The sequence below is a fragment of the Haladaptatus pallidirubidus genome, from assembly GCF_020700235.1.
Classification (GTDB): Archaea; Halobacteriota; Halobacteria; order Halobacteriales; family Haladaptataceae; genus Haladaptatus; species Haladaptatus pallidirubidus.
This window is the reverse complement of the sequence record NZ_CP085301.1, coordinates 2,809,809-2,830,003: the sequence shown is the minus strand read 5'-3', so window position 1 is coordinate 2,830,003 and position 20,195 is coordinate 2,809,809. Positions and strand designations below refer to the sequence as shown.

The following is a 20,195-nucleotide window of genomic DNA, read 5'->3' as shown; positions in this document are numbered from 1 at the left end:
CGCAAATCCACGAGTCGAATCGCTACGAGTCGTCCAGCGTTTTCGGTGCTTCCACGGCTTCGGCGACGCGAACCGCGGCGACGTTCGCCTTCACGTCGTGAACGCGGACGATGTCGGCCCCGCGTTCCGCGGCGATGGTCGTTCCGGCGACGGTTGCCGGGCCACGGTCGCCCGCCTCGCTTCCGATGAGGCCGAACATCGATTTGTGCGAATGGCCGATGAGAACCGGGCAGTCGAGGCCGTGAAACTCCCCCGTCCGGCCGAGGAGTTCGAAGTTCTCCGCGGCGCGTTTGCCGAAGCCGAGTCCCGGGTCGACGATTATTTTACTTCTGTCCAGTCCGGCCTTTTCGGCGAGCAGGACGCGCTCTTCCAGTTCCGCGATAACGTCCTCGACCACATCGTCGTACTCGACGACGTGATCCGGCACCACGGGCGCGTCGAGGCTGTGCATGACCACGAGCGGCGCGTCGTACTCCGCGGCGACGAACCGCATTTCGGGGTCCGCCAATCCGGACACGTCGTTCACGATATCCGCACCCGCTTCCAGCGCGGCGCGGGCAACGTCCGCCTTGCGCGTGTCCACCGAAACCATCGCATCCAAATCGCTAATTTCTTCGATAACCGGGACGATTCGCTCGATTTCCTCCTCGTTCGAGATTTCGTCCGCCCCCGGTCTGGTGCTTTCACCGCCGATGTCGATGATGTCCGCGCCCGATTCGACCATCTCCTGGGCGCGTTCGACCGCGTCCTCGCGGGCTTCGTACTGTCCGCCGTCGTGGAAGCTGTCCGGCGTGACGTTGAGGATGCCCATCACCGCGGTTCTCCCTTCCCACGGGTAACCGTGTTCGCGCTCCCCTCGCTGGATTCCGAGCGTGTCGCGGAGTTCGTCCGCGAACACCGACAGGCCGTAGGGTTGCCCGTCCAACTTTTCAGCGAGTCGCTTATACTGCGCTAGGGTTCCCATGAGAAGCACGTCGATGTTCTCGTCGTCGCGGTCGTTCAGCCCCGACTGGGCGCATTCGCCGCCGAGACTCAACATCTCCTCTTTGATGTACTGGGCTTGCCGAACCTGCACGCGCGTTTTCAGCACGTGATGAACAGCTTTTCCTCGCATTCTCCACACACCGGGTTTCGTGACGTGGGTTCCTTCCAGCGCTTCGCGTGCCTCTTCCAAATTTCCGATTCGCTTCGGAATCTCGGCCCGCGTCCATCGAGTACGCGCTTCCGCCACCGCGAACAGCGACCCGGTGACCAGAATCAAATCGTCTTCCCCTGCTGTATCGAATGCGTTTTCCAACGCGCTCTCGACCGAGCTTACTCGCACGACCTCACCGGCACCCTGCTCCTCGAAAGCGCGTGCGATGACTTCCACGTCCTCTGCACGGTCGATGTTGGGGTGGCAGGCGACGGCGCGGTCGGGCGTCGGAAGCGCGTCCGCCATCGACTGAATATCCTTGTCGTGCATCGCGCCGAAAACGAGGTGGAACTCGTCGTAGTCGAACTCGGAGATGGTTTTTGCAAGTGCGTCGCAGGCACCAGGGTTGTGCGCCCCGTCGAGGACGACGAGGGGGTCGGTTCCCATCACTTCGAACCGACCGGGCCAGAACCCCTTTCGGAGGCCGCGGGCCAGTTCTTCCTCGCTCACGTCGGCGATCTGCCGGGCCAACACCGCCGCGATTCCGGCGTTTTGGGCCTGGTGTTCGCCGAGCAGTGGAATCGCGGTTTCGACCTCCCAGTCCGAACCGGAGAGGGAAATCGCGGCTTCGGTGTGGTTCGTCCGGCCGTCGTAGGTCGCCCGCACGTCCGGGCCGTCGTCCTCGCTGTCCGTTCCTTGTCCGACCACGACGACGTTGCCCGCTTGCTTCCGAATCGCGTCGAGGGCGTCCTCCGTCGCACCAGTGGCCAACGGAGCGTCGTCGGGCGCGACGTGCGCTTTGTCGCGGGCGATTTCCTCGACCGTCTCGCCGATGATGCCCGTGTGTTCGAGCGTTACGCTCGTCACTGCCGCGGCAATCGGGTCAACCACGCTCGTCGCATCGTATCGCCCGCCGATACCGACTTCGAGGATTGCAACATCGACGTCCTCGCGGCCGAAGTACCAGAGCGCCATCGCGGTCATTCCCTCGAAAAACGTCGGCGATTCGCCGTCCACCGCCCGGTCGGTGATGTACTCGCGTGCGTCCTCCACGAACTCACCCATCGCGGCTTTCGTGATTTTTCGACCGTCAACCGTGATTCGCTCGCGCACGTCGTCGAAATGCGGCGACGTGTAGAGACCGACGGTCAACCCCGATTCGCGGAGCACTTGTTCCGTCATTCGGGCCGTACTTCCCTTTCCGTTCGACCCCGCTACCTGCACGAACTGCACGCCGTCGTGGGGGTCGCCGAGGTGTGCGAGAAGGTCCGCGGTGGAGTCCGTCCCCGGTTTGGGACGGAATCGCCGCAGGTTGAGAAGGAAGTTCGCCGCCTCGTGGTAGTCCATATCTGAGACGACAGAAGCAGTCCGCTTTAGATTGTCGAAGTCGGAAAACCGGCATTCCCGAAGAACGGTTTCCGTCCGGTCAGTGCTCGTACTCGCGTTCGGTTCGCCTGCGCTCCCGCCGCACCTGTTCGTCGGTCACGTCGTCGTCCACGAGGCGTTTCATTCGGCGCTCGAACTCGGCTTCGCCGATTTCTCCCGCTACGTACCGTTCTTTCAACTCGTCCATCCGGTCTTGGGTCGTCGGTTCGACGCGCTCCGACAGACCGAGCGAACCGACGTGTGGGTGCAGTCGCTCCGCCCGTCGGACGAGTCCCGCGAGGCGGTCGTTCCGCGGCATCGACACACGTCGGGCGGCGGCGACGACCAACCCGAAGAACAACAGTCCCGCGACCAGCGCGTCAAGCAGAAACGCCACGATGTACACGGCGGCGGCGTCGAGGAAGACGACGAGCAGGGGCGTGTTGGCGTACTCCGGATTGCCGAGCGCCGACAGCGCGGCCAGCAGACCGAGCGCGGCGATGCCGACGAGCAAGACTACCGAGAGAACGAATCCGGCAAGCAGGGCCTTGACTTTGGAGTCTCCGAGCAGTCCCATTAACGAGGCGTTGGTCGGGAACGTACTTTAACCCGTTCTCCCGTCCGGCGAAGGACCGCGACCACTTTGACTATGCGAATCAATACCACATACGATGCCTGACGAACAGTGCAACGGAGCAACGCTCTACTTCGAGGAACGGGGGGAAGGGACGCCAATCGTCTTTCTGCCGGGGGTGACAACTGGAATTCGATTTTTCACGCCGCAGTTGGCCGACCTCTCGGACGACTTTCGAACGATTGCGCTCGACTACCGAGGTCACGGACGGTCGGAAAAAACGGAAACTGGACACACGGTGCCGCAGTACGCCCGCGATTTGCGGGCGTTTCTCGACCAGCGCGAACTGGATGACGTGGTTCTCGTCGGCTGGTCGATGGGTGCGCTCGTCGCGTGGGAGTACATCGACCAGTTTGGGACGGACGGCATTCACGGACTCGTGGCAGTGGATATGTCCGCCTCGCCGTTTCAGTGGGACGATTTCGAACACGGCAACACCGACTTTGACCGACTCACCCAAACGCTGGAACTGGTGCAGACCGACCACTTGGCGCTGGTCGACGGCCTCATCCAGCAGACGTTCAAGGAACCGCCTTCGAAGGAGGTTCGACGGTTGGTTTTCGACGAAGTTTCGCGCTCGCCCCCGCCGGTCAAGAGCGCGATTCTGTTCGATTACGCGGTGCGCGACTACCGAACCGTGCTTCCCGACGTCAACGTCCCGACGCTCGTCTGCGCTGGCGCGGACGAAACGTGGCGAACCGTCGCCGCCGTGGAGGACGTGGCAGACCGCATTCCGAACGCCGAGTTCGAACTGTTCGAGGAGAGCGGTCACGTTCCGACGTTGGAGGAACCGGACGAGTTTAATCGCGCGGTCGCGACGTTCGTGGCGGAACTGTAAAGCAATTTTTCCGAGCTTTACACGCTCGTTCCGCTACGCTCCACGACGTACTTCCACCACGATTGAACGCTAGTGAAGGAGTGGCGGAAGCACGCAAGACGGTCGCCCTTCGGCGCTGCGCTTGCTGGCTTTAGACACGACTGATTGGAAGGAGGGCGTGTCTAAAGCACCGGAAGACTCGCTTCGCTTGCCTTCCGAGCTTCCAACATTCCTCCACTATCGTTCAGTCATGTCTGAAGCACCGACTCCCCGTGAACACCATCGCCATGTCGTGTTCGTTCGCGGCCTCGATTACGTCGTCGTCGTTGACCGACCCGCCGGGTTGGATGACGGCCTCGATTCCGGCGTCCGCGGCCTCCTCGATGGCGTCCGGGAACGGGAAGAAAGCGTCGCTCGCCATCACCGCGCCCTCGGCGTCCTTGCCTTCGGCGTCGCGTTCGGCTTTCATCCTCGCAATTTCGACCGCGTCCACGCGACTGACCTGTCCCGCGCCGACGCCGACCGTTTCGGTGCCCTTGGCGAACAGGATGGCGTTGGATTTGACGTGTTTGATGGTCTGCCACGCGAACTGCATGGAATCGAGTTGCTCGTCCGTGGGTTCGCGGGCGGTAACGATTTCGAGGTCGTCACGGGTCGGGGCCTGCGTGTCGCGCTCCTGCACGAGTCGCCCGCCGACCAGATCTTTTTCGGTGTGGGTTTCGGTGATTTCCCCGAGGTCACCGACTTCGAGGACTCGCAGATTTTTCTTTTCGCAGAGGATTTCCAGCGCGTCGTCGGTGTATCCCGGCGCGACGACGACTTCCTTGAATGAGTCCACGATTTGCTCCGCGGTCGCGTCGTCGCACTCCCGGTTGAGGGCGACGATACCACCGAAGGCGCTTTTCGCGTCAGTTCGAAGTGCGCGGTCGTAGGCCTCCGCGAGCGAGTCGGCGGTGGCGCATCCGGCCGGGTTAGTGTGTTTGATGACCGCGCAGGCGGGGCGGTCGAACTCCTTTATCAGGTTCAGCGCGCCGTCTGCATCGTTGTAGTTGTTGTACGACAGCGCCTTCGCGCCCTCGTTCAACTGATTCGCGTGGACGACGCTGGCCTCTTCGCAGGTCGCATCTGCATATAGCGCGGCGTCCTGGTGCGGGTTTTCTCCGTACCGCAGGTTTGCGGTACGGTCTGCGGTTTCGACGCGCCGGGCCGGGAGCGCGGCGTTCTCGTCACCCTCGACGCGAACCGCGTTCGCGCCGTAATCGACCTCGACCCGTCCCTCGGCGAACCAGCGCACTACTCGGGGGTAGGCCTTGAACTCGCCCTGATAGAGGACGCGTTCTTTGAGGCTCTTTTTCGTGTCGCCCTCGTAGACCGGAATCGGTTCCTGCGTGACGATTGGACCGCTATCGACGCGTTTCGGGTCTACCTTCCCGTCTTCGTCCGTCGCCTCAGTGACGACGTGGACCGTGCATCCCGTGAGGCTCGCGCCCGCGTCGAGCGCATCGCCCCACGCGTCCATGCCGGGGAAGGAGGGGAGCAAGGACGGGTGGACGTTCAGCGTCGTCGGCGCCTCGTCTAAAAACTCGCCGGTCAAAATTCGCATGTAGCCGTCGAGACAGACGAGGTCGAACTCGTAGTCGGTCAACGCGTCGAGCACCCTCCGCTCGTGCGCTTCGCGGGACTCGTCGTCGCCCTGTTCGACGACTTCGGTCGGAATATCGCGTTTCTGGGCTTCCTCCAAAACCGGCGCGTCCGCGCTGTTCGTCAGCACGACCGCCAGTTCGGCTCCGCCCGGCGCGAGGTCGGCGATGTGCATGAGGTTTCGACCACGGTTCCCGGCCATACCCGCAATCCCTGTCATGGTCGGAAGAGCGACCGGCGTGGGCAAAGTAGTTGCGGTCTTTCGCCAAAATATATGCGAGTTCGTGGATATTTGGAGATTTGAAGATGCTATTTTCACGCTTTATATGCACGTCCGTGCGTCATCGTACCGACACGCTTTTGCCGAACGCCCCGGCAGGCACAGGTATGGATTCCCTTTACGCCGTCTCGCCGCTGGACGGGCGATACGCCGGACGAACCGCGCCGCTCCGCGAGTACGCGAGCGAGGCCGCGCTCATGCGCACCCGCGTGCGAGTCGAAGTCGAATACCTCCTCGCGCTAGCCGACCTCGACGCGACGCCGTTCGAAATCGCGGACGACGACCGCGATTTCCTCCGCGACCTGTACGAGGAGTTCGACGAGGAGGACGCAAACGTCATCAAGGCCCTCGAAACCGAGGGCTACGCGGGATACTCCGCGACGAACCACGACGTGAAGGCGGTCGAATACTTCGTCCGCCACTCGCTCCCCGATCATCTCGAAACTCTCTCTTCGTGGATTCACTTCGCACTGACGAGCGAGGACGTGAACAATCTCGCCCACCGACTGCTGGTCAAACCCGCCGTCGAGGATGTTCTGCTTCCGGAACTGGCCGCGGTTCGCGACGAGCTCGCGGAGATGGCGCACGACCATCGGAACGTGCCGATGCTCGCCCGAACGCACGGACAGCCAGCCACACCCACCACGTTCGGCAAGGAGATGGCCGTTTACGCCGCCCGCCTCGGTCGTGCGATGGGACGAATCGAAGGAGCCGCCGAATCGATCTCGGGTAAACTCGCGGGCGCGAGCGGTACCTACGCCGCCCACGTCTCCGCGTATCCCGACGTTGACTGGCGCACGTTCTCACGGGAGTTCGTGGAAGCTCTCGGACTCGAACACACCGCGCTCGCCACGCAGATCAACCCCTGCGACGACCTCGCGGAACTATTCGACGCGCTTCGCGGGGCGAACAACGTCTTGCTCGATTTAGACCGCGACGCGTGGCTCTACGTCAGCGACCGGTATTTGGGTCAGGTCGCAGCCGAAGGGGAAACCGGCAGTTCGACCATGCCGCACAAGGTGAACCCCATCGACTTCGAAAACAGCGAGGGAAACCTCTCGAAGGCGAACTCCGACCTCACGTTCGTGGGCGATTACATCACCACGTCGCGCCTCCAGCGCGACCTCTCCGATTCGACTGTCAAGCGAAACATCGGGGCCGCGTTCTCCTACTGCTTGCTCGGCTACATGAAAGCACAGGACGGTCTCGACAAAATCGTCCCCAACGAGGAGGTCATGCGCGAGGAACTGGAATCGACGCCGGAAGTCGTCGGCGAGGCGGTACAAACGATTCTCCGCCGAGAGGGTCACGAGGACGCATACGAGCGAGTTAAATCCCTTACCCGCGGAAAACGCGTCACTCTGGCCGATTTCCGCGACCTCTTCGACGATTTGGACGTGGACGATGACGTTCGCGAGGAACTGCACACACTGACGCCAGCGGGCTACACCGGCATCGCTGACGAACTCGTTGACGACCTCGACTGAGCCTGCACTCATCCTTAAGTCGCTTTGTGGCGTTCTCGTTTCCACGCTGAAGGACGCTCGTCGCCGAGCGATTTCGACCGTCGTGGTGGATGCCGCACTCGCGTACTGGTTTCTCGTTCGCCCCGAGTGCAGGCTACTCGCGCCATTACCATCGACGCGCCGGTCGAGGACCTGTGGCCGTGGGTGGTGCAACTCGGGCAGGGACGCGGCGGGTTCTACAGCTACGACTGGCTGGAGAACCTCGTTGGTGCAGGTATTCACAACGCCTCGTGATGGAGCGCAAGATGCTCTTGGGGGTCAAAGAACGGGCCGAACAATCGTCTTCGCGAAAATGAAATCGGGGTTTTCAGCGGTAGTAGTCGTGCTTGCTGTAAACGTACGCCAGTAGGAGACCGCCGACGATGATGCTAAAGATGGCGAAGAGATTCCCGGTCATCAGGTTAAGAACGTCGAGCAAGAGACCGATTCCGTACACGACGACGGTGAGCATCCACGCCCACGACTGAAGCGTCCAGAGCCCCCAAACGACGACGAGTTTGGCGAGCGAGAAAGCGATGGCGAGGGTGCCGACGACGATACCGAACGGCGACGAAAACAACGTTCCGAGACCGCCGAAGATGCCAAAAATCCCCGAAATCGCACCGAGTATGCAGAGGATTTTGATGCCGAGCGGGGCGGACTGCGTTCGTCCGTACGAGTGGGAGGTTCCCATATCGACCACTGCGAAGCGAACCGTAATAAATCTCGCCCACATGTCGACCACGAATTATTTATCGCTGCACTGCACACATCGACAACATGAACCCCGATGACTCCTCCGGCTGTCCGAAATGCAGCCACACGGAAGCCTCCACGGATTCTATTTCGACGACCGATGGCGGATTGAGCAAGATGTTCGACATCCAAACTAAGAAATTTACCGTCGTCTCATGCGAGAACTGCGGCTACTCCGAACTGTACAAAGACGTTCGGAATCGCGGAAGCGACGTCGTTGACGTGTTCTTGGGATGATGCCGAAATACCGTCGGTGCGCGTTTTTACCTCGGGCGGTTGCGGTCGCGACCGCAACCGCCAGACCTGATCACAAGTAGTCACTTTCAGCGGTGTTTATCTCCTCTGCCACCCAACAGATACGGTATGAGAACTGATAATACGATGGTCAACGCGCTCATCGGCGCAGTCGTAACCCTCGTCACCTCCTTCATCCCGTTTTCGCCGATTCTCGGCGGTGCCGTCGCGGCTTACCTAAGCGATGCGGACGCCGATTCCGGCGTCAGAATCGGATTCGTCTCGGGCGCGATTGCGACGGTTCCAATGGCGGCGTTCGGATTCTTCGTCACGAGCATCCTCTTTCCTCTTCTTCGGGAGCGCACCGGGCGGTTTCGTGGTGTTCCTGCTGCTGCTGGGCGTGTTGGCTCTGCTCTACACCGCCGGATTGAGCGCGCTTGGCGGCTACCTCGGCGCGTATTTCACGAGTTCTGAAAATCGAACGCTACCCGAGCAGTTCGCGCAGCGTTTCCGTGACAGCGTCCGCCGCTGATTCGACCTCTTCCGCATCTACGTACTCCCGAGGGCCGTGTGCGACTGCGCCCTCGTCGTCCGAGAGGACGCCCGGCCCGAACACGACGGTTGGCGCAACCTGCGCGAAATAGGACGCCTCCGTCGCCGCGCCGAACGGTCGCACTTCGCCGCCGCTGACCTGCCGTAGCGTCTTCACGAGTTTCGAATCCGCAGGGGTTTCGAACGCCTCCAGAAACGGCGTGTCCCGCGCGGCGAGCGAAACGTCCACCGTAACTCCCTCGGGGGCAGAGTCCTGAAGATGCGCTTCGAGCGACTCCCGGAACTCTTCTGCACCCTCCGGCGGGACGCTCCGCCGGTCGATGACGAACGATGATTTTGCGGGAATCTGGTTCGTCGCCGTCCCCCCCTCTATCGTCGTCGGGGTGAGCGTCGGCGAGCCGAGTTCCGCGTGCGGATCGCGAGTGTCGAACGACTCCAACGCGGCCAAAACGGGCGGCAGACTGGCGATGGCGTTGACGCCCGATTCGGGGTGTGCGGCGTGGGCGTTTTCCCCGCGAAGCGTTACCGTTCCCTGAAACCGCCCTCTTCCCGCGTTGCACACGTCGAGGCCGGTCGGTTCGCCGACGATGACGGCGTCCGCCTCGACGTCCAACGCCGCCGCACCCGCGGAGTCGGTTTCTTCGTCCGGCGTAATTGCGAGGGTTAGTTTTCCCCGGGCGGGTTCCGCGGCGAGAAAGGCCACGAGAAGGGCCGCGAGCGGGCCCTTCGCGTCGCAGGAACCGCGCCCTCGGATTCTGTCGCCGCCGCGGGAAAACGGAACGTGCGGCGGAACCGTGTCGATGTGCGTGTTCAACACGACGTGCGGGCCGTCTTTCTCGCTTGCTCGCTCCGCGAGGACGTTTCCGGCGTCGTCCACCGAGGCTTCCACGTCCGCCGATTCGAGCGTTTCTACGAGCAGGCCGCGCATTTCCGCGACCGATTCGTGTGAGGGGGTCTTTACGGCTCGTTCCAGAAATTCGAGAGGGTCGAAGCCGGTCATGCTTCCAAGTCGAGTCGGCCCGCAGTGGAGATTCGCACCCGACCCTCGAACTCGGTTTCGACCGGACCGGACAGCGTGGCGTATCGCTCGCCGAGCGCGACTTCGAGGTCGCCGCCGGGCGGTGACACCGAGATTTCTCGCTCCTCAGTCAGCCCGAGTCGCCGGGCGACCGCCGCGATTGCGACCGCCCCGGTTCCGCAGGATTGAGTTTCGCCTTCGACGCCGCGCTCGAACGTCCGCTGGTCGAATCCGTCCTCACGGGGTGATGCGAAGGTAACGTTCGCCCCGTCGGGTAACTGCTCGGCGTTTCGAATCGGCGGCGCGTCCCGGTCGATATCGACCGAATCCATGTCGTCCACGAAGATGACAGCGTGGGGGACGCCCGTGTTCACCGCCGTCACTTCGTAGCCGCCGATTTCCTCCTGGACGAGCGGCTCATTTTGCGCGAGCGGAACCCCGTCCGGCGAGAAGTCGGGCGCGCCCATCTCGATGGTCGCCCCGTCGTCCCGAACGCTGGCGTATCGCGTTCCGGCGAGGGTGTCTATCATGACCTCGTCCGCGTCCGCCCGTTTCGCGGCCCACATCGCGGCACAGCGCGCGCCGTTACCGCACATCTCTGCCGTACTTCCGTCGGGCTGGACGAGCGTCATGATGACCCTCGGCGGGCGGTAGTTCGGTTCGAGGGCGAGGAACAGGACGCCGTCCGCGCCGATTCCGTCGGCGCGGTCGCAGGCTTCGCGCGCGAAGCCTGCGCGGTCGGGAACGCAGACGCTCGCGTCCACGATGACGAAATCGTTGCCGGTTCCGTGGAACTTCTCGAAGGAGACGTTCATCGCCAATTCACCTCCTCCTCGGCCGCGGTCACGTCGGCCAGCGTTTCGCGTCGATGTGCGACCGCGCTGCGCTCGCCATGAACCACGACGACCGCGGGCCGCGGACGCGAATTGTACTGACTGGCCATCTCGTAGCCGTAAGCCCCCGCGTTGCCGATTGCCAGTAGATTCCCGCGTTGCGGGTCGGCGATTCGGTGTTCGCCGAAGGTGTCCGAACTCTCGCAAATCGGTCCAGCGATGGTCGTCTCGATTTCGGGGCCGTCCGAAGAAAGATTCCGGACGTGGTGGTAAGCGTCGTACAGCGCGGGGCGGGCGAGTGTCGTCATTCCGGCATCGACGCCGAGAACCGTGATTTCCGGCGTTTCTTTGACCGTGTTTACGCCGGTCAGGAGGACGCCAGCGTCCGCGACGAGGTAGCGTCCCGGTTCCACGACGAGCGTCGCGTCGAGGTCGCCGAGAGCATCGTGGGTCGCCGCCGCAACCGAATCGAGGTCGAGCGGCGATTCGTCGGGGCGGTACGGGACGCCGAATCCGCCGCCGACGTCGACGAATTCGAGTGGCAAGTCGATGCTCCGCGCCAATTCGCCCATCCGCGAGACGAGTTCCCGATGGTTGCTCAAGTCGTCGCCCGAAATTCCGCTTCCCGCGTGGGCGTGGATACCGACAACGTCGAAATCGTCCGCGGCGGATTCGAGAAGTTCGGCGGCGCGGTCGTACGGAACGCCGAACTTCGCGTCCGCGCCGGTTCGCACCTTCTCGTGGTGTCCGGCACCGACGCCGGGGTTGACACGGAGGCAGAGCCGTCCGTCGTAGCCGCGCTCCGCCAGTCGGTCGATGGTGTCCTGCGCACCGACCGTGATCGTCAGACACGAATTCTCGTCCGCGAGTTCCACCGCCCTATCGAGGTCTTCCGCGGGCGGGTTGACGGCGGTATAGTGGACGCGTTCGCCGTCGAATCCGGCGGCGAACGCGCGCTCGGTTTCCCCGGCGGAGGCGCATTCGACGCTCGACCCCTCGGATTCCAGCGTTTCGAGAACCGCCCGCGAGGTGTTCGCCTTCGCCGCGTAATGAACGTCGGCGTTCGGGAATGCCGACGCGAATCGCCGGTAATTCTCGCGCACGCGCCCGAGGTCGGTGACGTACAGCGGCGTCCCGTGTTCCTCGGCGAGCGATTCGAGGCGTTCTCCCGACCAATCCGCGAGCCGTCGTACGTCGGGGTTGTCGTTTTCGTGTGCCTCGTCGCTCGGAGCGCTCGTCTCGCTCATCGCAGGGCCTCCTCCCGTTCGACCTGTTCCAGCGTATCGTCTTCCACGTCGAGAGCGACGACGGCGGGCTTGAACGCCCCGCCGTCGAACAGTTCGTGGTCGCCGATTCCCGACTCCACGAAACGGGTGAACGCACGCCGATTCGGTGGAAGATGGCCGTACAGAATCTCCTCGTCAACGAGGTCGTAGACGGGAATTCGGGGCGTGAGAAGCGTGTTTTCGCCGACGATACTCCCCTCGCCGACGACGAACCCGGAGGTGACGCGACAGCCAGCGCCGAGGGTTACGTCGTCCTCCACGATGACGGGGGTGCCTTCGACCGGTTCGAGGACGCCGCCGATGAGCGTGTTCGCGCCCAACTTCACGTTCGCGCCGATTTGGGCGCACGAACCGACCGTGTTGCAGGAGTCCACGAGCGTTCCGTCGCCGACCGACGCGCCGATGTTGACGAAGCTCGGACTCATCATGATGCAGGTCGACCCGATGTGCGCCCCTCGTCGAAGGACGGTTCCGTCGGGCGTGTTGCGGGTTCCGCGGTCGGGAAGGTCGTCCGTCTCCTGAAGCGGAAGTACGTCGTAGTAGGTCACGTCGCCGTACTCCCGGCCCTCCGTATTTCGGAGGCCGAAGTTGAGCAGGATACCCTGTTTCACCCACTCGTTCGCTTCCCACGCGCCGTCTCGCTTTTCGGCGGCGCGGATTTCGCCCGCTTCCAACGCGTCGAGGAAGGAATCGAGGATCTCGTACTCCCTGTTTCCGGCGTTCTCCGCATTCAATTCGTCCGATTCGTATCGCTGCCACAACGCTTGGATGTCGTTTCTCATTCTGCTACTACCTCGCTAAAATCGTACCAACCCGGATTTCGTCCGGCCAGCCACCCCGCCGCGTCGAGTGCCCCGTCGGCGAACGCCGACCGATTTCCCGCACGATGGGTCAGTCGCAGTTCCTCGTGTTCGTTCGCCAGCAGGATTTCGTGTTCGCCCCTGATTCCCCCCGCCCGTCGCGCGTGGACGCCGATTTCGCCCGGTTCGCGCAGGGCATCTCCCTCGCGGCCGTGTATTCGTCCATCGAACTCCCCGACGGATTCGATTCGGTCGAGAATCGCGTTCGCGGTTCCGCTCGGGGCATCGCGCTTGTGTCGGTGATGGGATTCCGTGACTTCCACGTCGTAACCCGGCAAATCGCTTACCGCGCCTTCGACCGCTCGAAGCAGTGCCTGAACTCCACGTGAGAAGTTGCTCGCGTGGAGGACGGGAACGCGCTCGCTCGCTTCGCGGAGGGCGGCGAGGCCGCCCTCCGCGAACTCGTCCTCCGTGAAACCGGTCGTCCCCACGACGCAGGCGACGTTCGCCTCCGCGCAGTCGGCGACGAACTCCCGACTCGCCTCGGGAACCGAAAAGTCCACGAGAACGTCGGGGTCGTACTCGCGGAGTACGACTTCGAACTCGTCCGCCGGTTCGACGGGGATGTCGTCGATTTTACCCGACAGGTCGCGGCTCACGCCCGCGACGACGCGCGCGTCGTCGCGGGCGGCCGCTTCCTCGATAACTCGGCGTCCCATTCGTCCGGTCGCTCCGGAGACGAGGACGCGCGCAGAGGACGGCTCCCGCGTCACGCGAACCCCTCCAAGCTATCCAGAACCCCTGCCAGTTCCTCGCGGTTCTCCTTGGAGAGGGACGACAGCGGCGGGCGAAGTTCGCCCGGGCCGTACTCCCTGATTTCCATCGCCGTCTTCACCGGAATCGGGTTCGTCTCGGAGAACAGCGCGCGGAACAGCGGCCCCAGTTCGTGCTGGAGTTCCTGCGCTCTGTCGTAATCGCCATCGAGCGCCGATTCGACCAGTTCGCAGGTTCGCTCCGGTTCGACGTTCGCCGACACGCTGATTGTGCCGGTCGCGCCGAGCGACAGCATCGGAAGCGTCAGGGCGTCGTCGCCCGACAGCACCGCGAATTCCTCGCTTCTGGTTCGCTCGATGATTTCACCGATCTGTCCGAGGTCGCCGCTCGCGGCCTTGTAGCCCGCGATGTTCTCGTGACTCGCCAGCGAAACCGTCGTCTCCACGTCGATGTTCCGACCCGTCCGGGACGGGACGTTGTAGACGATTTGCGGCAGGTCAACTTCGTCGGCGACGGTTCGGAAATGTCGCTCCATTCCCGCCGGTTCGGGCTTGTTGTAGTACGGCGAGATGAGAAGGAGTGCATCGGCCCCGGCGGCTTCGGCCCGCCGGGAGAGTTCGAGCGCTTCGTGCGTGGCGTTGCTTCCGGTTCCGGCGATAACTGGAACGTCTACGACTTCGACCACTGCTTCCACGACTTCCGCGTGCTCGTCGTGGGTTAGGGTCGCGCTCTCGCCGGTCGAACCGACGGGAACGAGGCCGTGTACGCCGGCGCGTTCGAGACGCTGGGCGTCGCTGCGGAGTTGGTCGTAATCGATGCTGTCGCCCTCGAAGGGCGTGGTCATCGCGGGGTAGACCCCGCGGAACGGTGTGTTCGTCATTGGTTTTGAGTCGGAAATCGGTGGTCGCGCGGTGCAAAACGAAGGTGGCCCGCGACGGGAGTGCCAATCCCGCCACAAACCGTTTATTTCGCGCGTTTTTTGCGTTTTCCGACTGTGCCGTCGCTTGTCCCAAACGCAAACAGGGAGTGAGCGACTGCACATGGCATATACAACAGGCTGTTTCCGTGGGGACTTATGCCTTACGCCGCAGGCAGAGTTTGGGGCGGTTGCCAGAAACACGTGTACCGCCGCTTTCGAAGTGTTTTCGAGCGTTACGAAACCCATGATCTATGATTAATTTTATCACCTATTACACATTTACATGATTATGGATTGGAGCCTCATCGGGCGGTGTGGTGTTCGGTACACCCTCGTTTACGCCGGTCTTACCGTCGCCCTCACCTACGCCGTTACCCGATCCGGAATAGTTCTCCTCTGTCTGTTCGGACTCGGGTTGGTAGCGCTGTTGTTCGCGCTCGGCGGAACTGGAACCGTCCGGATGGGAACCGCGACGACCAATGCGGATTCGATGGGGATCGCGAGTACGATCGTCGATCCGGCCGATATGCAGGCAAAACGAATGGATAGCGACATCAAAGTCCTCTTTTACGGAATTGGGCTGCTCGTATTCGCCGCCGTCGCGCTCGTTCTTTTCGGGTGAAGCGAATCCGGCGGTATTATCACGTCTCCGGAAATAATCACGGTCGATGCTCGTCCTCGGAGATGCTCACGCCGCCGCCCTGGAAAAACGGCGCGCGCTCTTTGCGGCCTACCGCGAAGCGAACCAAGACGTCACTCTACAACTCGGCGACCTGATGTACTACGATTTGCCGAAACCGACGTGGTTCATCGCGGGAAACAACGAGGATTTCGATACGATTTCTGCGCTCCGGAACGGACTGGTTTCAAATTCGGACGTTCGAAACGCCACCCTGCTGGCTAGCACTGTGGTCAAACTGGACGGCCTTCGAATCGCCGGACTGTCGGGAAATTACGCGCCGACGCAGTACGACCGCCCGCGCGCGAACCTCGTCGGCGAGCGCAGAAGACATTTCACGCACGAAGACATCGAGCGTGCGCTGTCGCTCGAATCGATCGACGTGCTGATGACGCACGAAGCGCCGCACGGATTGCCCGTCTCGGAGGAGTACGAAGTCGGCTGTTCGCACATCGACGATTTACTCGCCGCACTCGACCCGGATCTCTGTCTCATCGGTCACCATCACGAGCACACGGAGACGACGATTAGCGGCACTCGCGTCGTCAGTGTGGCACCGACGTGGGAGCGATATTACATACTCGACCCCGATACCCTCTCGCTGACGTGGCACGAAACCCCAGAAAGCTGATGGAGGCAAAGCAGGAACCTCTTTATGCGAGTAGTTATCACACCAAGGTATGACCGAGATTCATCCGGCCCAGCGCGTGACGGTGTTGGCCGACGCGCAAAATCTCTACCACACGGCTCAAAGTGTTTACAGCCGGAACATCGACTACTCATCCCTCCTCTCGAAGGCGACGCAGGAACGCGATTTGACGCGCGCCATCGCCTACGTCATTCAGGCCGATAGCCCCGACGAAGACCGCTTTTTCGATGCCCTCACCGACATCGGCTTCGAGACGAAGATAAAGGCGATAAAAACGTTCGGCGACGGTTCGAAGAAGGCCGACTGGGACGTCGGCATCTGTCTCGACGCGATTACGCTCGCGCCGAAAGTGGACACCGTCGTCCTCTGCACCGGAGATGGGGATTTCGCTCGACTCGCAACCCATCTTCGCCACGAGGGGGTGCGCGTGGAAGTGATGGGTTTCAAAGAATCGTCAGCGGAAGAACTCATCGACGCCGCCGACACGTTCGTCGATTTGAGCGAACGAACCGAGACGTTTCTGCTTTAAACCGGACGTCCGTCTTCTGCCGTTCCGTACATCAGTGCGCCCGCCGCGAGCGCGACCGTAGCGACGCCAGCGAGGACGTTCCCCACGAGCGACCCGGCCATCGACGTAATGGCGAAAATCACGACGCTCCCGACGATGAGAAGCGCGATTCCGAGTAGTTCTTTCGAGTTCATACCCGACTTTCGGTCTCACTCCTAATAAATCACTCTCAAACCGATAGACTGGGTCACGGTTCCAAATGGCAATGATATGGTATAGCATAACAATCAATGATGTCGAAGGGCTTTCAGCCCGCCCCGACGAAGCCAGGTCAATGACCGAAGCCGACCCCGAGAGCGCGGAAATCGAGAATACAGCCGCCGGCGAAACTGCGGAGGAAAACGAGAGCACGGAGGCCGACGACTTACCCTCCCTCCGCATCACGGCGGATTACCAGTTCGGAGCGGGCGCCGGCTCCGCCCTATTCCCGCGGGACGAGAAGTTGGAAATCCGCCGGTCGTCCTCCGGACGCCCACAGCAGGTTCACGCGGACGGGACCAGACTGGTCACCTACGCGACCGACGGTCGATTTACCCTCGGACTCGCCGGGGGTTCCCGACTCGCGAACGCCCTCGACTCCCCGGCGGGCAGGGTCATCGTCGGCGACGAGAGCGAACCGTTCGTCCGCGACGGAAAGAACGTCTTCGCGAAGTTCGTGGACGAGGCCGACGGCGACATTCGCGCCGGCGACGAAGTGCTCGTCACCCACGAAAACGGCGACCTGCTCGCGGTCGGGCGCGCCGAACTCGACGCGGACGCCATCCTCGATTTTACGACCGGAATGGCGGTCAAAGTGCGGGACGGCGCGGGTGAGTAGTGAACTCTCGAGATACGTTCGCCAGCGCGAGGCAGACGGTCGATAACGCGCCGCGTTTGCGTCACGTTTTTTGCCCTCCGTTCCGACGATTCGGGTATGTTTGGAGGAGGCGGCGGCGGACTCAACCCCCGAAAGATGCAACAGATGATGAAGCAAATGGGTATCGACGTGGACGACGTCGATGCCGAAGAAGTGGTCATCCGCACCGCTGACGGCGAGGAACTCGTCTTCAGCGATCCCGAGGTCACCCGGATGGACGCCCGCGGTCAACAAACCTATCAAATCGTCGGCGACGCCGAAACGCGCGAATCGACCGGCGGCGCAAGCGGTGCGGTCGAGGCGGGCGATGCAGATGCGTCCGCGAGCGCGATTCCGGACGCCGACGTGGAAATCGTCGCCCAGCGAACGGGCGCGAGCGAGGACAAAGCCCGCGAGGCGCTCGAAGCGGTCGATGGCGACCTCGCGGCGGCGGTCGAGCGACTGGAGTGACGGTTCTGCTCACGCACGGCGACCGGGAGTATCTGCGCGACCCCGGTGAGGAACTCCAGACCGACCTCGGCGTCCTCACCGTTCCCGAAGACGTGCAACCGGGCGACGTCCTGTCAACGCATCTCGACGAGGAGTTTACGGTCCGCCGACTTCGCGGACCCGACCTGTTTCACCATTTCGAGCGAACCGGCGCGCCGATGCTCCCGCGGGACATCGGACTCGTCGTCGGAGAAACGGGCGTTTCGGCTGGCGACCGCGTGCTGGACGCAGGAACCGGAACCGGCGTTCTGGCGGGGTATCTCGGTCGAATCGGCGCGGACGTCGTCACGTTCGAACGCAAAGCCGACTTTGCGGAGGTCGCGCGCGAGAACATCGAGATGGCGGATGTCGCCGACCGAGTCGATATCAGAACCGGCGACATAACCGACGAGGTGGACGACCTCGGCGAGTTCGACGTGCTCACGCTCGACACGCCGGACGCGGCGGTCGTCGTCGCGCACACGCCCGAACTGCTCGCTGACGGCGGGTCGCTCGGCGTGTACGCCCCGTTCGTGGAGAGCGCGCGCGATGTCGAGATGGCCGCGCGCGAGGCCACTCTCGACAACATCCGGACGATGGAAACCATTCAACGCGAGATGGATTTCGACGACCGAGGGACGCGCCCCACGACGACGGGAGTCGGCCACACCGGCTATCTGACGTTCGCGCGAAAGTTGTAACGCCGCGTTTTCGACTTTCTTTTTGTGATCTTTCAGTTAGCGAGCGCAGTGAGCGAGAGGCAGGCGACACAACCGCTAGAACACACTCCCGCGAACGAAGTGAGCAGGCCATGGAACCTTCGAGGTGCGACTGCAAGGAGCGCCCGAGGAGGTGACGCTGTGCTTTTGGTCGAGCTTTTACAGGGAGACGGACAGAGTCAGCGCGAACCGCGCTGGCTCTCGACCGTCGTAAAAGCTCGCGGTTAATGATCGTCTTCGCGCCACTTGTGTTCGCACTCGGTGCAGACGAAGAATCGGGTTTCGCTCTCGTCGGCGGAGCGAATCTGTTGCATGTACCAGTAGGCTTCGTCGTTGTCACAGTTCGGACACTGCGCGCTGGTGGTCGGCAGACCGTTGGTGCCGCCGCCGCTTTCGATTATCTCGCTGGCCTCTTGGTCTTCGGTGATAGTGTAGTCGCTGGCGTCGCCTTTGGGTTTCTCGTAGCCACAGCTTCCGCAAACCCAGAGGCCGTCGTCGGCTTTCATCATGGAACCGCACTCGTCACAAAACTCCATTGTTGTCCCGGGATAGCCGACGCGCCCATTTAAACGGCGTGCTTCTTACCCCTCGCCCTCAGACTGATACGGTTCGCCCACCGCCTCCCGCGGGAGGACGTTGTTGATTTCCGCATCGAGATCTTCTACGGATTCGTATTCCTCCTGCTCGGTTTGCGAAACGAGCTGGCCAAGGTTCTTTTCCCCTTTCGTGAAGAGAACCGTCACGTCGTCGAACTCGGTTGCGGCGGCGTTACGTGATATCGGATAGGACAGCCGCTGAAGTTCGGATTCCAGATGGCTGAACCGGACAGTACGTCCCATGGGAACATGGAACAACATGAAGCATCTTAGCTGTTGTCACGCCCGCCGCCGCGACCGTTTTGGAGTTCCACCACAGAACGTCTTTACTCGAACTCCGGTTCCCGGTCGTCCAAGAACGCCGCCATCCCCTCTCGCTGATCGTGCGTGCCGAACAGCGAACTCCAGAGGCGGCGCTCGTAGCGCAGTCCCGCCGATTGAGTTCCCTCGTGCGCCTGATTCAGCGCCTCTTTCGCGGCTTGGAGGGCGAAGGCCGGGCGTTCCACGAGGTCTGCCGCCATCTCCGCGACGTGGGATTCGATTTGGTCGTGGGCGACGACTTCGCCCACCAGTCCTATCTCGTGGGCATCCTGCGCGTCGATTCGCTCGCCGAAGTAGATGAGGCGGCGGGCCAATTCGTCGCCGACCAAACGCGAAAGGCGCTGGGTACCGCCCCACCCCGGTATGATGCCGAGGTCGATTTCGGTCTGGCCGATGACGGCGTCCTCGCTGGCAACGCGAAAATCACAGGCCAGTGCAAATTCGCAGCCGCCGCCGAAGGTGTAGCCGTTCATCGCCGCGATGACGGGGGCGGGGAACGACTCCAGCATATCCGCGATTTCGTGGCCCAGTTCCGCGTACTCCTGTGCTTCGGTCACGGAAAGGTCTTGCATGTGACTGATGTCGGCCCCGGCGATGAACGCCTTCTCGCCGGCGCCCGTGAGAACGAGCACGCGGGCCCCCTCGGATTCTGCTTCCGAAATCGCCTCGCGGAGCGCGTGCAGTGTCTCGACGTTCAGGGCGTTGAGTCGGTCGGGTCGGTCAACCGTCAGCGTCGCCGCGTCGTCGTCGAAGTCGAGTCGTACCGTATCCCATTCGGACATGCGTGGGA

The 20,195-nt window shown here is 62.5% G+C and carries 26 protein-coding genes; 12 read left to right on the top strand and 14 right to left on the bottom strand.

The window, feature by feature from the left end:
• Window positions 1-22: 22 nt before the first annotated feature.
• Both folP and LIX15_RS15335 read right to left on the bottom strand, forming a co-directional pair.
• On the bottom strand, window positions 23-2,482 hold the full coding sequence (gene folP, locus LIX15_RS15340) for a dihydropteroate synthase (protein WP_227774031.1): 2,460 nt from the start codon (window positions 2,480-2,482) through the stop codon (window positions 23-25).
• 79 nt (window positions 2,483-2,561) lie between these two features.
• Window positions 2,562-3,077, bottom strand: coding sequence for an SHOCT domain-containing protein (locus LIX15_RS15335; RefSeq protein WP_227774030.1), 516 nt, complete (start codon window positions 3,075-3,077; stop codon window positions 2,562-2,564).
• 94 nt (window positions 3,078-3,171) lie between these two features.
• Here LIX15_RS15335 and LIX15_RS15330 point away from each other — a divergent pair, with 94 nt between their 5' ends.
• Entirely contained in the window at window positions 3,172-3,972 is an 801-nt protein-coding gene (locus LIX15_RS15330; RefSeq protein WP_227774029.1) for an alpha/beta fold hydrolase, read from the top strand.
• A 223-nt stretch (window positions 3,973-4,195) separates the two neighbouring features.
• Here LIX15_RS15330 and purH read toward each other — a convergent pair whose 3' ends face one another.
• Window positions 4,196-5,812 (bottom strand): bifunctional phosphoribosylaminoimidazolecarboxamide formyltransferase/IMP cyclohydrolase, encoded by a 1,617-nt coding sequence (purH, locus tag LIX15_RS15325; protein WP_227774028.1) that lies wholly within the window; start codon window positions 5,810-5,812, stop codon window positions 4,196-4,198.
• 167 nt (window positions 5,813-5,979) lie between these two features.
• Here purH and purB point away from each other — a divergent pair, with 167 nt between their 5' ends.
• On the top strand, window positions 5,980-7,359 hold the full coding sequence (gene purB, locus LIX15_RS15320; protein WP_227774027.1) for an adenylosuccinate lyase: 1,380 nt from the start codon (window positions 5,980-5,982) through the stop codon (window positions 7,357-7,359).
• Window positions 7,360-7,485: 126 nt separating this feature from the next.
• Window positions 7,486-7,632: a hypothetical protein gene (locus LIX15_RS15315; RefSeq protein ID WP_227774026.1), complete on the top strand. Its 147-nt coding sequence runs from the start codon at window positions 7,486-7,488 to the stop codon at window positions 7,630-7,632.
• A 73-nt stretch (window positions 7,633-7,705) separates the two neighbouring features.
• On the opposite strand, the gene LIX15_RS15310 is transcribed toward LIX15_RS15315, so the two are convergent.
• On the bottom strand, window positions 7,706-8,071 hold the full coding sequence (locus LIX15_RS15310) for a hypothetical protein (RefSeq protein WP_227774025.1): 366 nt from the start codon (window positions 8,069-8,071) through the stop codon (window positions 7,706-7,708).
• Window positions 8,072-8,157: 86 nt separating this feature from the next.
• On the opposite strand from LIX15_RS15310, the gene LIX15_RS15305 reads away from it, so the two are divergent.
• On the top strand, window positions 8,158-8,370 hold the full coding sequence (locus LIX15_RS15305) for a zinc ribbon domain-containing protein (RefSeq protein WP_227774024.1): 213 nt from the start codon (window positions 8,158-8,160) through the stop codon (window positions 8,368-8,370).
• Window positions 8,371-8,496: 126 nt separating this feature from the next.
• Window positions 8,497-8,841, top strand: coding sequence for a DUF5518 domain-containing protein (locus LIX15_RS15300; protein WP_227774023.1), 345 nt, complete (start codon window positions 8,497-8,499; stop codon window positions 8,839-8,841).
• A gap of 10 nt (window positions 8,842-8,851) precedes the next feature.
• On the opposite strand, the gene LIX15_RS15295 is transcribed toward LIX15_RS15300, so the two are convergent.
• Genes LIX15_RS15295 through dapA form a run of 6 tightly spaced genes read right to left on the bottom strand, consistent with a single transcriptional unit; the run spans window position 8,852 to window position 14,510 of the window.
• On the bottom strand, window positions 8,852-9,919 hold the full coding sequence (locus LIX15_RS15295; protein WP_227774022.1) for a M20/M25/M40 family metallo-hydrolase: 1,068 nt from the start codon (window positions 9,917-9,919) through the stop codon (window positions 8,852-8,854).
• Window positions 9,916-10,752 (bottom strand): diaminopimelate epimerase, encoded by an 837-nt coding sequence (dapF, locus tag LIX15_RS15290; protein ID WP_227774021.1) that lies wholly within the window; start codon window positions 10,750-10,752, stop codon window positions 9,916-9,918. The genes LIX15_RS15295 and dapF overlap by 4 nt, the downstream gene beginning before the upstream one ends.
• Window positions 10,749-12,017: a diaminopimelate decarboxylase gene (gene lysA, locus LIX15_RS15285; RefSeq protein WP_227774020.1), complete on the bottom strand. Its 1,269-nt coding sequence runs from the start codon at window positions 12,015-12,017 to the stop codon at window positions 10,749-10,751. Before lysA ends, dapF begins: the two co-directional genes overlap by 4 nt.
• A complete protein-coding gene (locus LIX15_RS15280) occupies window positions 12,014-12,838 on the bottom strand; it encodes a 2,3,4,5-tetrahydropyridine-2,6-dicarboxylate N-succinyltransferase (RefSeq protein ID WP_227774019.1) in 825 nt (274 codons plus the stop codon). The genes lysA and LIX15_RS15280 overlap by 4 nt, the downstream gene beginning before the upstream one ends.
• Window positions 12,835-13,629: a 4-hydroxy-tetrahydrodipicolinate reductase gene (gene dapB, locus LIX15_RS15275; RefSeq protein WP_227774018.1), complete on the bottom strand. Its 795-nt coding sequence runs from the start codon at window positions 13,627-13,629 to the stop codon at window positions 12,835-12,837. The genes LIX15_RS15280 and dapB overlap by 4 nt, the downstream gene beginning before the upstream one ends.
• Window positions 13,626-14,510 carry a 4-hydroxy-tetrahydrodipicolinate synthase gene (dapA, locus tag LIX15_RS15270; protein ID WP_227774017.1) on the bottom strand — a complete coding sequence of 295 codons (885 nt, stop codon included), beginning with the start codon at window positions 14,508-14,510 and terminating at the stop codon, window positions 13,626-13,628. The genes dapB and dapA overlap by 4 nt, the downstream gene beginning before the upstream one ends.
• A gap of 328 nt (window positions 14,511-14,838) precedes the next feature.
• Here dapA and LIX15_RS15265 point away from each other — a divergent pair, with 328 nt between their 5' ends.
• The 3 genes from LIX15_RS15265 to LIX15_RS15255 are packed head-to-tail and all read left to right on the top strand — an operon-like array spanning window position 14,839 to window position 16,406.
• Window positions 14,839-15,171, top strand: a complete 333-nt coding sequence (locus LIX15_RS15265) for a DUF8070 family membrane protein (protein WP_227774016.1) — start codon at window positions 14,839-14,841, stop codon at window positions 15,169-15,171.
• A gap of 46 nt (window positions 15,172-15,217) precedes the next feature.
• On the top strand, window positions 15,218-15,859 hold the full coding sequence (locus LIX15_RS15260; RefSeq protein WP_227774015.1) for a metallophosphoesterase family protein: 642 nt from the start codon (window positions 15,218-15,220) through the stop codon (window positions 15,857-15,859).
• A gap of 49 nt (window positions 15,860-15,908) precedes the next feature.
• Complete coding sequence (locus tag LIX15_RS15255; protein WP_227774014.1) at window positions 15,909-16,406, top strand: LabA-like NYN domain-containing protein; 498 nt, start codon at window positions 15,909-15,911, stop codon at window positions 16,404-16,406.
• Here the strand turns inward: LIX15_RS15255 and LIX15_RS15250 are convergent.
• Window positions 16,403-16,579: a DUF8178 family membrane protein gene (locus LIX15_RS15250; protein ID WP_227774013.1), complete on the bottom strand. Its 177-nt coding sequence runs from the start codon at window positions 16,577-16,579 to the stop codon at window positions 16,403-16,405. The genes LIX15_RS15255 and LIX15_RS15250 overlap by 4 nt on opposite strands.
• Before the next feature lie 140 nt (window positions 16,580-16,719).
• On the opposite strand from LIX15_RS15250, the gene LIX15_RS15245 reads away from it, so the two are divergent.
• From LIX15_RS15245 to LIX15_RS15230, 4 genes are all read left to right on the top strand, one after another.
• Entirely contained in the window at window positions 16,720-17,262 is a 543-nt protein-coding gene (locus LIX15_RS15245) for a PUA domain-containing protein (protein WP_227774012.1), read from the top strand.
• A 96-nt stretch (window positions 17,263-17,358) separates the two neighbouring features.
• The gene (locus tag LIX15_RS15240) at window positions 17,359-17,751 is read left to right on the top strand and encodes a nascent polypeptide-associated complex protein (RefSeq protein ID WP_227774011.1); all 393 of its coding nucleotides are present in this window, start codon (window positions 17,359-17,361) and stop codon (window positions 17,749-17,751) included.
• Window positions 17,748-18,470, top strand: coding sequence for a methyltransferase domain-containing protein (locus LIX15_RS15235; RefSeq protein ID WP_227774010.1), 723 nt, complete (start codon window positions 17,748-17,750; stop codon window positions 18,468-18,470). The genes LIX15_RS15240 and LIX15_RS15235 overlap by 4 nt, the downstream gene beginning before the upstream one ends.
• Before the next feature lie 48 nt (window positions 18,471-18,518).
• Window positions 18,519-18,716 carry a hypothetical protein gene (locus LIX15_RS15230; RefSeq protein WP_227774009.1) on the top strand — a complete coding sequence of 66 codons (198 nt, stop codon included), beginning with the start codon at window positions 18,519-18,521 and terminating at the stop codon, window positions 18,714-18,716.
• Here LIX15_RS15230 and LIX15_RS15225 read toward each other — a convergent pair.
• The 3 genes from LIX15_RS15225 to LIX15_RS15215 all read right to left on the bottom strand — a co-directional run bounded on the left by LIX15_RS15225 (window position 18,713) and on the right by LIX15_RS15215 (window position 20,187).
• Complete coding sequence (locus LIX15_RS15225) at window positions 18,713-19,024, bottom strand: transcription factor S (RefSeq protein ID WP_227774008.1); 312 nt, start codon at window positions 19,022-19,024, stop codon at window positions 18,713-18,715. The two genes, LIX15_RS15230 and LIX15_RS15225, sit on opposite strands and share 4 nt — an antisense overlap.
• Before the next feature lie 45 nt (window positions 19,025-19,069).
• On the bottom strand, window positions 19,070-19,327 hold the full coding sequence (locus tag LIX15_RS15220; RefSeq protein WP_227774007.1) for a DUF5789 family protein: 258 nt from the start codon (window positions 19,325-19,327) through the stop codon (window positions 19,070-19,072).
• An 83-nt stretch (window positions 19,328-19,410) separates the two neighbouring features.
• Window positions 19,411-20,187, bottom strand: coding sequence for an enoyl-CoA hydratase/isomerase family protein (locus LIX15_RS15215; protein ID WP_227774006.1), 777 nt, complete (start codon window positions 20,185-20,187; stop codon window positions 19,411-19,413).
• Window positions 20,188-20,195 lie beyond the last annotated feature (8 nt).

Bases quoted from the DNA above. Each gene is read 5' to 3' on its own strand.
- folP (WP_227774031.1), bottom strand. From the start codon at position 2,482: ATGGACTACCACGAGGCGGCGAACTTCCTTCTCAACCTGCGGCGATTC.
- LIX15_RS15335 (WP_227774030.1), bottom strand. From the start codon at position 3,077: ATGGGACTGCTCGGAGACTCCAAAGTCAAGGCCCTGCTTGCCGGATTC.
- LIX15_RS15330 (WP_227774029.1), top strand. From the start codon at position 3,172: ATGCCTGACGAACAGTGCAACGGAGCAACGCTCTACTTCGAGGAACGG.
- purH (WP_227774028.1), bottom strand. From the start codon at position 5,812: ATGACAGGGATTGCGGGTATGGCCGGGAACCGTGGTCGAAACCTCATG.
- purB (WP_227774027.1), top strand. From the start codon at position 5,980: ATGGATTCCCTTTACGCCGTCTCGCCGCTGGACGGGCGATACGCCGGA.
- LIX15_RS15310 (WP_227774025.1), bottom strand. From the start codon at position 8,071: ATGGGAACCTCCCACTCGTACGGACGAACGCAGTCCGCCCCGCTCGGC.
- LIX15_RS15305 (WP_227774024.1), top strand. From the start codon at position 8,158: ATGAACCCCGATGACTCCTCCGGCTGTCCGAAATGCAGCCACACGGAA.
- LIX15_RS15300 (WP_227774023.1), top strand. From the start codon at position 8,497: ATGAGAACTGATAATACGATGGTCAACGCGCTCATCGGCGCAGTCGTA.
- LIX15_RS15295 (WP_227774022.1), bottom strand. From the start codon at position 9,919: ATGACCGGCTTCGACCCTCTCGAATTTCTGGAACGAGCCGTAAAGACC.
- dapF (WP_227774021.1), bottom strand. From the start codon at position 10,752: ATGAACGTCTCCTTCGAGAAGTTCCACGGAACCGGCAACGATTTCGTC.
- lysA (WP_227774020.1), bottom strand. From the start codon at position 12,017: ATGAGCGAGACGAGCGCTCCGAGCGACGAGGCACACGAAAACGACAAC.
- LIX15_RS15280 (WP_227774019.1), bottom strand. From the start codon at position 12,838: ATGAGAAACGACATCCAAGCGTTGTGGCAGCGATACGAATCGGACGAA.
- dapA (WP_227774017.1), bottom strand. From the start codon at position 14,510: ATGACGAACACACCGTTCCGCGGGGTCTACCCCGCGATGACCACGCCC.
- LIX15_RS15265 (WP_227774016.1), top strand. From the start codon at position 14,839: ATGGATTGGAGCCTCATCGGGCGGTGTGGTGTTCGGTACACCCTCGTT.
- LIX15_RS15260 (WP_227774015.1), top strand. From the start codon at position 15,218: ATGCTCGTCCTCGGAGATGCTCACGCCGCCGCCCTGGAAAAACGGCGC.
- LIX15_RS15255 (WP_227774014.1), top strand. From the start codon at position 15,909: ATGACCGAGATTCATCCGGCCCAGCGCGTGACGGTGTTGGCCGACGCG.
- LIX15_RS15250 (WP_227774013.1), bottom strand. From the start codon at position 16,579: ATGAACTCGAAAGAACTACTCGGAATCGCGCTTCTCATCGTCGGGAGC.
- LIX15_RS15245 (WP_227774012.1), top strand. From the start codon at position 16,720: ATGACCGAAGCCGACCCCGAGAGCGCGGAAATCGAGAATACAGCCGCC.
- LIX15_RS15240 (WP_227774011.1), top strand. From the start codon at position 17,359: ATGTTTGGAGGAGGCGGCGGCGGACTCAACCCCCGAAAGATGCAACAG.
- LIX15_RS15225 (WP_227774008.1), bottom strand. From the start codon at position 19,024: ATGGAGTTTTGTGACGAGTGCGGTTCCATGATGAAAGCCGACGACGGC.
- LIX15_RS15220 (WP_227774007.1), bottom strand. From the start codon at position 19,327: ATGGGACGTACTGTCCGGTTCAGCCATCTGGAATCCGAACTTCAGCGG.
- LIX15_RS15215 (WP_227774006.1), bottom strand. From the start codon at position 20,187: ATGTCCGAATGGGATACGGTACGACTCGACTTCGACGACGACGCGGCG.